We start from the raw sequence: 13,188 nt of genomic DNA, 5'->3' as shown, positions 1-13,188 counted from the left end.
AGGTTCTTCCTGTTCTTGTTTGTATTCGAATCTTGTTATTTGACCATTCTGTAAACTAATTTCTACTATATAATTCTATAGCCTTGTGGCTGTGGCAAAAGTCCGAATCGACCAATTATGAGGCAGTTTGCCTCTGTTTTCTATATCGAAATACGCAGAAATACGGGCTACTACCTGACCAAAGGAGCGACCCATTTACTTTTGCAACAGCCACCTCACTTATACAACACACTTGAACTAGCTCAGAGAGCCGCAGCTGATGTGATATAATAAGCCGCTACACAAATGGCTGTGATTAGGCCCACTACAACAGTGGCAGTTTTAGCAACATGCATTTGACTTGGCCTTAACCATTCTTGACCATACCAGTAATTAAATTTGTTGACTAGCCACATTAATCCAAACCACTCAAGATAACTGATTACGCACGAAAGAACGTACCAGAATTTATTGGCTTGACTACTGGCACCTCTATGCCACCGTAAATTATCTGGAATAAGTAAACTGTTAAGTCCTGTGCCGTGAAAGAAGAACAATATCCAAAGCAAGACGATTACGAAAAACAGCAACAGGACTAGGTGCAGTATAGCTTTGACAATCGTTACTGACATTGACGAGACGTTTAATTATTCCGCTATTGAAAAACAGATTGATGATATCAAAATGTTCTGATAGTTGAATAACATAATTATAGTGGCTGTTGCAAAAGTCTTTTAGGGCATTAGTAAGCCCAAAAAAGGGGTCAGTATAGGTCGCTTTTTAGCCGGAAACAATGTACTGAATAAAGCATCTTAAATCCATCCAGACTTTTGCACCAGCCACGTTAGTTATACAACAGGTCTGGGAAATGTACAGGTGGTGATGTCATATGTTGCAACCCGTACTAGTTGTACTTTGCTTGTTTTTTAGCATACACGAAAAACATTATTGAGGTGTTTTCAGTACAAGTAAATAGTTAGAGTCGTGTCCTTAAATTAAATTCTTTATCGGATGGCAAAAATGGAAGTATGGGCAAACATGCCCGTAAAAGACATCGAAAAAACTCACCGCTTTTTTAAGCAGTTGGGTTTTAAAGTCAATGGGCCGCATGAAAGCAACGAGGTAGCCAGTTTCATTTTTAGCAAGGATCACTTTGTAATTCATTTTTTTGAATATGATCGCTTTGCTCAGAACGTTGGTAATACCGTATCCAACCCGCCAGTCGGCTCAGAAATCCTTTTTACACTTGCAGCTGAAAGTAAAACCGTTGTGGACGAATGGCGCGCTAAAGTAGTTGAGGCTGGAGGCACGATTATTACTGAGCCAACCGAAATTCCGGAGGGGTATAATTTGGTTTTTGCCGATCTGGATGATCATCGTTGGAATGTATTCTATCGCAAACCACAATAGGCATTCTTCAGCCAAATCTCTTAACCCTCATGAACAATCAAGAGTACATTGAGCAATTAGTCCGCCAACAGGAGAAGGCTATCCGTAACAAGGATATTGAGACTGCCATGCGGCAGTATGCTCCCGATATTCTTTCCTTCGATGTGGTCAATTCTTTACAGAAAACAGGTCTTGAAGAGTGTCGTAAACGACTCCAGGATTGGTTAGCTCAGTTTCCAGGAGACATCACTTTTGACGTTGAGAACCTATTCGTAGTAACTGGTGAGACGTTAGCTTACTGCACTTCAATTAACCACGTCAATGGAATGACTAGCACAGGTAATACCATCAATATGCGTTGGCGGGCAACAGTTTGCTATCAGAAAAGAGAGCAAGAATGGTTGATTACTCATGAGCACAGTTCGGTTCCTTTCGACCCCAAGAATGGACAAGCTCTAATGGATCTCAGGCTTTAGCTGTTCAGCAAATGGCTTCTTTATCTGTTGTATAAGTGCAGTGGCTGTAGCAAAAGTAGATTTTATCCGAATTATGAAATACTATCTGGTAAGCATGACTGATCCAGTATGGACAAAACCATCTACTAATTGTATTTTATAAGCATATAAACCAGTTGACAAAGGGGATCCTTCATATGTACCATCCCAAGCAGTCCCGTACCCATTTGAGTGAAAAACTAGTTCTCCCCAACGATTGTAGATAACTACTTCCAGAACGGAAGTAACATTGAATAACTGCCAGGTATCGTTTAAGCCGTCTCCATTTGGGGTAAAAATCGTGGGTATATAAACAGGAGTCGTTGAGCAGTCTTTAAGAACAATCGTAATTTCATCGCTTGTCTGAAAGGTTTCACTGCAACCTAATTGATAGTTTACTACAACGGCTAGTTGAGCCGAATAACTACTAAGCCTTGGCAAAAAATTATAGTTTAATGTAGAATCGTTACTCCCCACTAATTGACCATTTACTTGCCATTGATAAGTAGGGGAATAACTTTTTGCTATTCCTTTTGCGACAAAAACAATGTTTTGATTGCTGCAACTAGTTGAAGGGGAAATAATATCAACTAGTTGACATTGCTGATTATATAAAGCCTTTACCTCATCTGCATTTAAGACTCGGTTATAGATTCGTAAATCATCAATTATGCCGTTAAAATAATTTTGTGTTCCGTTGGCATTTCGGTTGCCAATTTTGGCCTTCAACGTGCCGATGCCATAGAAAGCATCGTCATGGGAGGGAGCGGCATTAATTAATTTACCATCTACATATAATTTTTTGTCATGATTATCACGGGTAAAAACAGTGTGATACCATTGATTAAGAGTAGGTGTGCTTCCTAATGTGTTAAGACAAGACACGTCACCATTATTAGTAGTATTATAACCCCATCCCGCCCAACCGATGCAGGCTCCATTTAAGGCCGAGTTATTACTATTTGATATATTTTGATCACCTCCTGGCGAGCCGATAGAATACAAAATCAAGACTTCCCCTGTCTTGGGGTTGCGAGTGCTTTTTGCCCATAGAGCATAGCTATAATAGGTAGTTGCCAAAGAAGCTGGATTCTGTAGTTCGATTTCTGCATCACTGTTAAATTGGTAAGCAGCTTTAGCCTTGCCACAGCGGTCAGAGACCAAATCTGCATTTTCCGTGATCCCATCATGTCCATTACCCGTTAGATCTCTTGCTGATCCTTCAAAAGAGAAACAAGCGAGTAAACCTTTCTGAAGATCAACTTGAGCAAACGATCTTTTCTGTAGAAAACAGAGTGAAAAAAAAATGATGTACTTAACAGTATTTGACATTACGAATGTCGCTACCTCTGTAACGGTTTCTTTTTTGTTAACTAATCTCTTGTAGGTTAAGTACTACAAAATGTAAGACAAAAACAAGTTCTATCTGACAGCTGTCAAACAGAAGACGAGACCAGCAAGTTGAGTTTTTTCAAGCAGTTCATAGAAGCGGTTTTAAAAAAATGCCCAATTAATCGAGCAGATGCATGAACACTCGTTCGTCTCAGGAGGGAGCGTTTCCGGAGATTGTGTAAATAGTAGACCTGGTAGCATTCGCAGTCGTTAAACACTCATCTAAACAGAGCATTGATGCCATCCTTCGGGTTCGCCCTGGAAAGTCTTTTTGGCGACTATTCTTTTTGGGATTGCAGCCATATACGTTACTAGTTGTCCCTTGGTCCCGCACATGAGCCTTACGCTACTGATTGATTAGAGTTAGCGACATACGCGGCCAGTACGTCTTTTACCGTATGCCAGCGTATGCCCGAATAACGATTGTTGTCCAGAACGCTGGCTTTACCACGCCCATCGAGCATGTCACGCATGTATTGCATTCCCTGCCAGGCTGGGTACACATCGTCAGATCCGGGAGCGACAAATCGGGCCATACGAATAAGTGTGCTGAGGACGCCCAACCCGCCCAGCTGAACTAACCGGTAGGGTTGGCCGGTAACCTCGCTAACCACCGTCGTCAACTCCCGAATACTAAGTTCATCCCCGGCGATGCGCAAAAAACGGGGTGTCGCATCGTCCAGAGCCGCGCTTGCCGCGAACGCTGCCGTATCATCTTTGGTCGTAAAGTCGATGCGCTGATCGGCATTGCCCCACACGATTACCCGTTTTAAGCCGAAAAGAATGATCGGCATTTGCCCGGTGACCATATCGGCAAAGGGACCGTTAAAAATGGTCGTGGCAGCAATCGGCGCCTTGTCGAGGTACGCATGAAATTCCCGTCGTAAATCCAGATTACGGTTGCGACCCGCCGGTAGGTTGGTGAAATCAATCGAATAGTCGGACGGGATGAAGCGGGGCACGCCCGCAGCCACAGCGGCATCGAGCAGGATTTTCTGAGTATCGATCACCGTATCCCGCAGGCCCGACAACGCCGATACCACGCAGGAAAGCCGCTGACAGGCTTCGGCTAGCTCGGGCACCGTCCAATTCGTGATTGTAACGACCTGAACCCCCAGTTTTTCTAACTCGCTGATGGTCGTGCTGCTGCTGCTGGCGCGGACCAGTATCCGAACGTCGGCACCCCGGGCCACCAACGCCCGAACAATTCGTTGGCCCAGATCGCCCGTGGCACCCGCCACCCCTATTGTCTTGTTCATACTATACCTCGATAAAGCCTTATAATAGGCTAATAATTGATTTAACTAAGCGACACAAACATTTTCGATGGCTACTTTACGGAACAGATGCGGGGTAGCCGTTGTCCACTCAGGGTAAGCGGGAAGCCGTTCGCGGAAAGCCGGATTTTCGTAAGCTGCCCGGTAAGCAGCTGTACTTTCCCAGACCGCGTAATTCAGAAACGTGCCGCTACCCGCCGTTCCCCGGTGAAACTGGGCCGAAATAAACCCGGACTGGGACTTGAACGTCTGGAGGATATTGGCCCAGACAGCCAGCAAATCGTCGCCTTTTTCGGGGGCCACATGAAAAATATTTACCAGGACGACCGGCCCCTGATTGTCGTCTTTGAGTTGGTCCTGATGCGCCACAAATTGATCTAGTTCCTGTACGTTGAGCATGGCATTGATTGAGTTGACTTGTGAAAGTTAGTTGTTAATCTGACGGATTGCATTATCGGCTCAGAGCAGGCCGTTGTGGTAGGTCACGTAAGACACTGCCAGCACCACCAGTATAACCAGTGGAACTACGCGCTCGGACAACGGATCGCTCATCGCAATATGGCTCACCGAAGCCGAAATAAAGGTAAACGCAAAGCCGGCGTAAGCCCACTCTTCGAGTAACGGTCCTACCGGCGCTATCAGTAAGACTGCCCCCAGCAGCTTGGCTACGGCCAGTTGCCGGCGGAAGTGGGCCGGGTACCCTAAGTGCTCGAATGTCGCTTTCATCACGGGCTGCGTGAGGTAGGCATAGGCCGAGAAGGTCATGGCTGCGGCCAGCAGGCCGGTGGTAATCCAATAGATTACAGGTGTCGTTTCCATTTAGTTGAGTCGATTCGTCTGGTGCTGTGTATTGACTGGCGACCGGCAGCACCTGCTGACGCCATCACAAAGGTGGGCTTATCTATACAGGTAAAATAGTCGTATTATTGCTAAAAATAGTCTTATCGACCAATCTTGCCAGCTCCAATTGTCATGGTCTTCGAATTTTCTCCTGATGAACGGTTTGACTTTCTGGCGGCTTTCGCCCAGCATATCGGCACGGCCTTGCTGGATCATACTGTCACGTTACCGCACTGGTTAGGGGTTGGCTCGATCAGGCGCGTGAGACTGGCCCCCGGTTTCTCATTGTTAATTCATCAGTACACCCTGGCCGATGAACTGATTTTGCGACGCATGGCAGCCGATAACACGGCTGATCGAGTCAACTTACTCTTTCAAGCCAGTGACCACGGGGGTGAGCAAACCGATGCCAAAGACCCGGCATCCACTACTCATCGCCCGGATTACTCGGTTCGCGTTACTTCGCCGGACATTAATTCGGAACTCTATTTCCCGACGGGTCGTCCTATCGTATTCCTGGTGCTGTCCATGAACCGCGCTGCACTGCATGACCTGCTTCGACTTAGCCGCGTGAATGGGGTGGTGGAGCAGATCTTGAGGGGCACTCAGGCTTTCTTGTTTTACGAAACGCTGAGCGCCGATGCGCATCAACTCCTCAGGACGCTCGTTGCTGTTGATACCCGAGAAGACCTGGCCGAACTTCGCATCTGGCTACAGGTACAGACACTGATTTGCTGGCTGTTTGAGCGGTTACTGACGCGGGATACCCGCCACCAGCGGCCTATTCACCGGGCGGATGCCGACGGGTTGAGCCAGGTTCGGGCCGCGGTGGTTGCCGACTTGAGTGTACCCCCTCAGTTGACCCAACTGGCTCAGTCAGTTGGCATGAGTACCTCCAAACTGACGGCCCTCTTCCGGCAGGTATTCGGCGAGAGCATCTACGACTATTATCAGCAAGCCAGGATGGCCGAAGCGGGGCGTTTACTTCGACAGGCGGGCTATTCTGTATCAGAAACAGGCCACCGGCTGGGATTCAGTAATCTGAGTCATTTCGGCCGGTTGTTCGAAAAACACTATGGTGCTAAGCCAAAACGCTTCGCATTAGACAGGTAAATCGTAGGCTACGAACTGTACCGCGGTGGCGGGCCACTTGACAGGTATTAAAAACAAGCCGTCTCTTGAAATGCCCTTTTTAAACGACGATGGCTGATAGGATTACACGACTACCTACTGGAGTCAAATAATGTCGCAAATTGCCATCTCACGAATCAACGTCTCAGATTGACATTCGCGTTTGAGTATGTGATAAAGTTTTCAACATTTTAACAACCGAAATGGCAGACCGTGATTTATCTGGGCGGCTTGTATCATGCTTTTTTTAAACGCATCCAAAAGAATAAAACAGGCCACTGTGTATAGAGGTATAGTTGGTACTCCACTAACCAGGCAATACGATCCTCTATTTCGGTAATACAGTTAAGCAATCGAAGGTAAACATTATTCGTTGAGCTATTAGGTTGGGTAATATTGCCATTATGGTTTTTTCCCGGCTTCAGATAGTGTTGATTACATACCAGGAATGCCATGCGAGGTATCAGAAACATAAGTGTATCGGTAATACTTCTTTTAGTAGCTGGTTCTCCTTTAGATGCCCAAGGTAAATTGCCTGTAAGCAGTCATACCGTAATGTTCGAATTGACTAGTCGAATAGCCGATACAGATAGTTCGGTATCTATCAAGCATTATTCCCTGGTTCAGCGTCGAAACTTACTCAAGCAGCTTTATCAGATCGATCAACAATACCGGGATAGTCTGGAGAACGGATCCCGTTTAACCTGCAAACAGCAATTGTTTAGCCATAAAATGGTTGCCAATGATCAGGCCAACCAAGTGCTGCTCCGTAAATTGGTCGAGACATTTGGCTGGCCTACTCAACGAGAGTATGGTGAGCAGGGGGCTTTAACCGCCTGGCTGATCGTCTGGCATGCGAAACCGGATTTCCAGAAACGGTATCTTCCCTTGATGAAACGAGCTTATCAACAAGGCTTGATCAAACAAAGTAAAAGTCAGTTAGGCGAACGGTCGAATAGTTCCTCTAAATGATAACGATACTCTACACAATCAAACGTCTATAATATCCACTAAAACTATAAATTTAGTTTGTATTAATGTATTGTTTATATTGGCCTCTGAAATTTAAAACCTTTAACTATTGTCGACTATGAAAGGGTTTCTCTTCAACCGTAGGTCATCTTTTTTATCGGTCTGCATACTCACACTTTTCACGCTGGCTTCCTATCAGGAAGCCTCAAGTGTTGATCGTTCGACCGTTGTACAAACCTTAAACGGGAGAGTCATTATCAAACTGGAACCCCATGGCAGCGTTAGGGCCAGGGTATTCCAGGGAAAAAATTTGCAGTACGAATTTATTTTAGACCGAGAAACACAACAGGAATTGCTGACCCGGAACATTGATAGAGCTAACGTATACCTGGTTGGTGAGTATGAAGAAGAACTTGTTATTGACGACTTGAAAACGCAGAAGCGATATCTTCTGTCAATTTTTGACCGTAAAAGCAGGCTCAGAAATATACCGCCTGCAAGAAGCCAGACCATCACGATAAAAGGCTACTCTACAAGCTTAATTCATTAGTCAACATGGACAGCGAACGACTTCAAAAAGCAAATGCCTGGTGGGTCAGTCTTTTTAGTTGTGCTCGAAGAATAGGGTGTTTAGGTTCCAGACTCAGGAAACGTTTGAGGAGTTTGGCCACAGTCATTATATAGGTAGTGCTTGGTGCTGGCACGAGTTATACTTGTTGTGTATGTCCACCACCATAAGTTTCAGTAATGTTCTGGTTATAAAACAAATAATGCGCTGTAACTTATTCGTTACCAGCGCATTATTTGTTTTTCTGTGTGACCATGGGGAAGTTACAACATATTAGGTTCATTTGCGCTTAACTAAGCTAAACACATCAATTAAAGGCGATTAAGCAAGTTTGTAAAGTGCGCTAGTAAAGATAGTAGAAAATAAACAAAAGGGAATGTTGCAGTAAATGTTGCAGTAAACTACATTTAGCCATGCGCATCACCTACAAATTCAGCCTCAACAATAAGCCCAGAAAAAACGGCACCTACGATATTTTCCTTCGCATCGTGGCAGACCGGGTATCCAGGCGGGTTAAAACCGGGATCTCGGTAAAGTTAGGCGAATTCAATCCCCACGCCGACCGGGGCAACTGGATCAGTAAAAACCCCGAACGAAAAGCGTTTAACCTGACGCTGTTAAACCTGCTCCGTAAAGCTGAAGATGAACACCTGGACCTCAACGCGACGGGCGTGGCCACCGGAACCGGCCTGGTGGAGCGCATGACGGGCAATCGGCCCAATGGGGGTTGGACGCTGGGCAGCTTCGCCGACCGCATTATTGCGGAGGTGGGTACCAACTCGGTTGGGTATGAACGAAACGTTAAATCCAGGCTGCACAGTTTTGTCGAGTTTGCGGGAAAAGACATTCCCCTAACCAGTATTAATTTGGACCTGCTCAACCGCTTCAAGCGAAAACTTCAGGCGGAGGGCATGATGGGCGGCACCCAGAAAACCTATTTTGCCCGAATCAAGCGAATGACCCTGGAGGCCATGAAGCTGGAGCTTTTGGACAAAGATCCGTTTCTGCATTTTGATATGCCCGTCGAAAAGCCAGCGCCCCGCTTAAAGCTCAGTGATAAACAGGTGGCCGCCCTGGAATCTGTTGACGTGGAAGCACCCCGAACCGATACGCTGGGCCGAACCTATAGCGCAGGTGTCTGGCTCTTTCGGGCCAAGTGGCTCTATCTGTTTGCCTACCAGATGGGGGGCATCCGTTCCAGAGATGTGCTGCAGCTACGGTATTCGAATATCGTGGGGGAGACGGGTAGTGAACGGCTGGAGTACCAGATGAGCAAAACCGGTGAATTTATGTCGACAAGGCTTAACAAAAAAGCCAGGGGCATCATTGAGCTCTTCAAACGGCCCGGTACGACGACTGATAGCTATTTGTTTGGCGTGCTCTCGGATGAGGCTGACTATGCTTCGTACGTTAGTTACGAGCAGAAAAAGAAAATGCCCAGGGAGCTGGCCATTCAGCTGTATAATGATATCTCCAGTGTGCAGGCCGAGATCAATGGCGAGCTAAAGACCCTGGCTAAAAAAGCCGGAATTGCCGAACGGCTAACGTTCCACACGGCCCGCCACAGCTTTGCCGATAAAGCCCGTCGGATGATGAAGGAGTCAAAGAACATTTCGATTGATGATATCCGGCAGGCCCTGGGTCATACCAAGCTCGATACCACTCAGCGGTATCTGGACAGCTTCGATCGGGAAGGGCTGGATTCAGCAATGGGGGCAATTTTTGGGGAGGATTAAGAAAAGTTAGGGTAGTTGAAATGTTTCGGTGTGAATAACAAACTGATTTCTAATATCAAACTTATTTGAAAACTCGATACCATGTTTTCTTAAATCATGCTGATACATATCAATGTCAACAGAATAAATACAAAACACTTCATACACATTTATAACAGATGTTTTCTTGACAACCGCACATGACATAAATTGTTGAGTATTGGTGTCGAGGTTTTGATATTTTACTAGATAAGGTAAATTTTCAGATTGTGAAGTTACCACTTCAAACGGTATAAATTTTGCCCAATCCGAATTTGATACACGTATTGTCAAGCCATATCTTTCTAGAAATGTTAGAAACAATTGATAGGGGTTATAGTCATCTGATGCATTAACTTCCGATAAATAAACTCGCCAAGCACCCCTAACCACGAGCGAAGCTTTTTCCCTTGATGTAATTATCAGAAGAATGAATACATCTTCCGGCAATTCAGTATTAATCTTTTTTGTAAAAAAACTTATCGGTGTTTTAATATCCTCAACGTGAAAATATTTGTCTGATCTTAATATAGCATTAGAAATATGAGAAGTCTTTATTCCCATATCCTCAAATGATTTAAAAGTGTTTGTAAATTTCACTTTATAATCATGTATTGGTAAGATCCCGATATCGCCCAAACGCTCCTTTGCTTTCTTCTTTCGCTCAGGCGTTAACGAAAGGTTTGTCATTTCAGTTGTTAGAAATGAGAGTATTTTTGTTCGAGCTTTTAATGAATTGTCATCTTCTTTAACATAAGTCCTTTTTCTTACCTCCTGTAAAACTAACTTGTGTATATCTCCAAAAGAATTAGTTATATAGGAAGTTTCATAAGGATTGGGTAGAAAAGAAATGGTAATATCAGCCAAAACAGATTGAGCTTTTACCGACTCTATATTTCTTAATGATTGTAACATAATTATAATTCGATAATATCAAATTCAGCTCTGTTTAAATCATTTATTATATATTCTGTACCTAGTCCAGCACACTTGCTTGCTGGTACGGTATGTAAGCGAGTAATCAATGGCGCTTTGGGTATTACATATATTAAGGGTCTCCAATAGTTAATAGAACCATTGGTCGCAATATAAATAATGTCATCTTTAACCAAACTATTAATTACGCCATTTATCTCCCACTCAGTTGCCCGGGCTATAATTGAAGCTCGTTGTTCAACAATTTTAGCACTATGCGAATCTCCACCTGAAACATCTGCTTTCAATTGTCGATATATGTCTGCTGGATTGGAACTTGGCGGCACTAGTGATCCTGGCGAATAAATAGAAGCAGTTTTACTATCAAAGAGTTCGCTACACCAGACATAATGAACGTCATTAAAATATTTTTGTTGAATATGATATTTTAAGAAAACGTTTGTTGAGTACAAAATCATATCTTATGGTGTGGCTGTTATTGAAAACTCAATAAGTTTTAAGCTAAATCATTCTTTTGTATAGCCAATAATTAAATTTTAACTTGGAAATGAGATTTTGTTTCCATCAATCACAGCGGTAAATGAACTGCTTTGAAGGGAGGGTCTGGATTCAGCGATGGGGGTTATTATTGAGGATGATTGATAACTTAAAAATTCTATTTATTAATCTAAATTAAATAAAAGTTTTTCGAGTTTAATTTCATCCAAAATTGCGTTATAGGTTTGTTCAAATTCTTCACATTGTTTTTTGCGAAATTCAATATCACGATATATTTGATTTTTCAGATTAATTATTTCTTCACTTTTGGATATATTATTAACATCTTTTTCTAGTGTTTCTCCCAATTGATCTATTAAAGATTTTGCCTTCGCAATTTTATTTTCAAGTTCATTTTTTTTGTTTTCTAATTCAATTAATGGAATGCTCATTTACTTAGCAGTTATTTTTAAAAATAATTGTGATTTGGTAAAGCTTTTCATTAAAGATCCTCTATTGTTACGCCGGGTAAACTATCATTAATTTTTGCATATTTAAGACTTTCAAAAAAATTCATGACATTTGGCTCCATTGCCTTATCTTCTTTCATCATTAATAAAATACTTAAACCAATATTAGCTCTTTTGTCAAGTTTAAATTGAGTATTAGATAGAACTGGACTAGAGAGTTCAAATCGCCTAACACCCTCTATCACTAACAAAGAATTATTAAAAACACAATTTTGATAAGAATTGCCATCAAGAACAACTGTTTGATGATCAAAAACTTCATTGATATGCTTTTTTAATGGTTTATGTAGCTGATAATACTGAAAAGCTAGTATTGTAATTGATAAAAAAGCGTAAATAATTAATCCATAGGTAGCCCATGAAGGTAATTGTCGAATGTTGATACGCCTAATATATTTATTCCAAATATAAGACCCTGTCCAGGATAGACCAGCTAAAACTAATCCCGAAATTATTTCTCTAATTGTTGGTAGAAAGTCTTCCATAAAAAAATATTTCAATAAAGTTTGATATTAACTTTGCTTATAGGTATCCGATAAGGGTAGTAAGAACATATAACCTTTAATGGTAAATCCGTCCTTGTAATTTATATATTTCCTTAAAGATCTAATTAAATGGTACTATGAAATTTACAACCTTCTTTTTGTCTTCATTTAATAGGGAAAATGATTTATCGTCAAACCGAACAACTCTAAAGCTCGTAGCTTCAAATCCTTGTATTTTTGCCTCTAAATAAATCTGCCCACCCTCTATATAAGATCTATTTATAAGAATGGGCACATTAAAGTTTATTGTTTCATACTCTGATTTTGAAATTGACATTCCTTTCATTAATACGATCTGTTGTGGAGAAACCACTTTAGAAATTCCAGACATTCTTTTTAGGAATTCATCCTTATTCGGCATTACGTTTGAATAAGCTACGCCGGTATAAATCGTTTCAGCAGCTTTGGCAGCTTGAAAGTAACCCCCATACTGATTACCATCTGTTTTTTGATAAGCCATATAAACCAGATTGGCTCCCCGCATAGCGGCCTCCATTTTTAATTTTTTCATGGCTCGTTCCTTTACCTTATCGACATTGGAATAAACAGATCCCCCACGAGCCGATGAGCTTACTTCACCGAGTTTAAAAAGTCCCTTTGTATCACCCTCAACCTGGGTGATTGTCACCTTGTCAAAATCCTCGATGGAGCGTATCGTATTTAACGATGTTGACTCAGAAAAGAGTTGAGTCCTTCCAGATCGAAAAGCTATTTTGCTGATTGTGTTTTTATACAATGAGTTTGATAACGTTTCGCCGGGGTAAACAAACTGGACAGCGTCAGCAGTAACCTCCTTTACCGTACAGGCAATCTTTTCGGTGTTGGTGTAAATCGTATCCAGTTGGGCGAAACCGAAGAGCGGCAAGGCCAGCAGAAGTAAAGTAAAGAATGATTTCATGTGTTG

At 42.8% G+C, this 13,188-nt stretch carries 15 protein-coding genes; 6 read left to right on the top strand and 9 right to left on the bottom strand.

The window, feature by feature from the left end; all coding sequences use genetic code 11:
• The first annotated feature begins 990 nt into the window (after positions 1-990).
• Both CWM47_RS03685 and CWM47_RS03680 read left to right on the top strand, forming a co-directional pair.
• Positions 991-1,389, top strand: coding sequence for a VOC family protein (locus tag CWM47_RS03685; RefSeq protein ID WP_100986423.1), 399 nt, complete (start codon positions 991-993; stop codon positions 1,387-1,389).
• Positions 1,390-1,418: 29 nt separating this feature from the next.
• A complete protein-coding gene (locus tag CWM47_RS03680) occupies positions 1,419-1,844 on the top strand; it encodes a YybH family protein (protein WP_100986422.1) in 426 nt (141 codons plus the stop codon).
• Between the two features lie 81 nt (positions 1,845-1,925).
• On the opposite strand, the gene CWM47_RS03675 is transcribed toward CWM47_RS03680, so the two are convergent.
• The 4 genes from CWM47_RS03675 to CWM47_RS03660 form a co-directional block, all read right to left on the bottom strand.
• Positions 1,926-3,194 carry a LamG-like jellyroll fold domain-containing protein gene (locus tag CWM47_RS03675; RefSeq protein WP_100986421.1) on the bottom strand — a complete coding sequence of 423 codons (1,269 nt, stop codon included), beginning with the start codon at positions 3,192-3,194 and terminating at the stop codon, positions 1,926-1,928.
• A gap of 401 nt (positions 3,195-3,595) precedes the next feature.
• A complete protein-coding gene (locus tag CWM47_RS03670; RefSeq protein WP_100986420.1) occupies positions 3,596-4,513 on the bottom strand; it encodes an NmrA family NAD(P)-binding protein in 918 nt (305 codons plus the stop codon).
• A 45-nt stretch (positions 4,514-4,558) separates the two neighbouring features.
• Positions 4,559-4,930 carry an antibiotic biosynthesis monooxygenase family protein gene (locus CWM47_RS03665; RefSeq protein WP_100986419.1) on the bottom strand — a complete coding sequence of 124 codons (372 nt, stop codon included), beginning with the start codon at positions 4,928-4,930 and terminating at the stop codon, positions 4,559-4,561.
• Positions 4,931-4,990: 60 nt separating this feature from the next.
• Positions 4,991-5,350: a DoxX family protein gene (locus tag CWM47_RS03660; protein WP_100986418.1), complete on the bottom strand. Its 360-nt coding sequence runs from the start codon at positions 5,348-5,350 to the stop codon at positions 4,991-4,993.
• 153 nt (positions 5,351-5,503) lie between these two features.
• Here CWM47_RS03660 and CWM47_RS03655 point away from each other — a divergent pair, with 153 nt between their 5' ends.
• The 4 genes from CWM47_RS03655 (at position 5,504) to CWM47_RS03635 (ending at position 9,778) form a co-directional block, all read left to right on the top strand.
• Positions 5,504-6,484, top strand: coding sequence for a helix-turn-helix transcriptional regulator (locus CWM47_RS03655; RefSeq protein ID WP_100986417.1), 981 nt, complete (start codon positions 5,504-5,506; stop codon positions 6,482-6,484).
• Positions 6,485-7,057: 573 nt separating this feature from the next.
• Positions 7,058-7,474 carry a hypothetical protein gene (locus CWM47_RS03645; RefSeq protein ID WP_100986415.1) on the top strand — a complete coding sequence of 139 codons (417 nt, stop codon included), beginning with the start codon at positions 7,058-7,060 and terminating at the stop codon, positions 7,472-7,474.
• Positions 7,475-7,592: 118 nt separating this feature from the next.
• Entirely contained in the window at positions 7,593-8,024 is a 432-nt protein-coding gene (locus CWM47_RS03640) for a hypothetical protein (RefSeq protein WP_100986414.1), read from the top strand.
• A 431-nt stretch (positions 8,025-8,455) separates the two neighbouring features.
• A complete protein-coding gene (locus tag CWM47_RS03635) occupies positions 8,456-9,778 on the top strand; it encodes a site-specific integrase (RefSeq protein ID WP_100986413.1) in 1,323 nt (440 codons plus the stop codon).
• A gap of 6 nt (positions 9,779-9,784) precedes the next feature.
• On the opposite strand, the gene CWM47_RS03630 is transcribed toward CWM47_RS03635, so the two are convergent.
• The 5 genes from CWM47_RS03630 to CWM47_RS03610 form a co-directional block, all read right to left on the bottom strand.
• A complete protein-coding gene (locus CWM47_RS03630; protein WP_100986412.1) occupies positions 9,785-10,711 on the bottom strand; it encodes a hypothetical protein in 927 nt (308 codons plus the stop codon).
• 2 nt (positions 10,712-10,713) lie between these two features.
• Positions 10,714-11,190, bottom strand: a complete 477-nt coding sequence (locus tag CWM47_RS03625; RefSeq protein ID WP_100986411.1) for a hypothetical protein — start codon at positions 11,188-11,190, stop codon at positions 10,714-10,716.
• Positions 11,191-11,394: 204 nt separating this feature from the next.
• A complete protein-coding gene (locus tag CWM47_RS03620) occupies positions 11,395-11,661 on the bottom strand; it encodes a hypothetical protein (protein WP_100986410.1) in 267 nt (88 codons plus the stop codon).
• A gap of 50 nt (positions 11,662-11,711) precedes the next feature.
• The gene (locus CWM47_RS03615) at positions 11,712-12,224 is read right to left on the bottom strand and encodes a hypothetical protein (protein ID WP_100986409.1); all 513 of its coding nucleotides are present in this window, start codon (positions 12,222-12,224) and stop codon (positions 11,712-11,714) included.
• A 121-nt stretch (positions 12,225-12,345) separates the two neighbouring features.
• On the bottom strand, positions 12,346-13,182 hold the full coding sequence (locus tag CWM47_RS03610; protein WP_100986408.1) for a hypothetical protein: 837 nt from the start codon (positions 13,180-13,182) through the stop codon (positions 12,346-12,348).
• Between the last annotated feature and the right edge of the window lie 6 nt (positions 13,183-13,188).

The organism is Spirosoma pollinicola (genome assembly GCF_002831565.1).
Classification (GTDB): Bacteria; Bacteroidota; Bacteroidia; order Cytophagales; family Spirosomataceae; genus Spirosoma; species Spirosoma pollinicola.
This window is presented reverse-complemented; position numbering and strand designations above follow the sequence as displayed.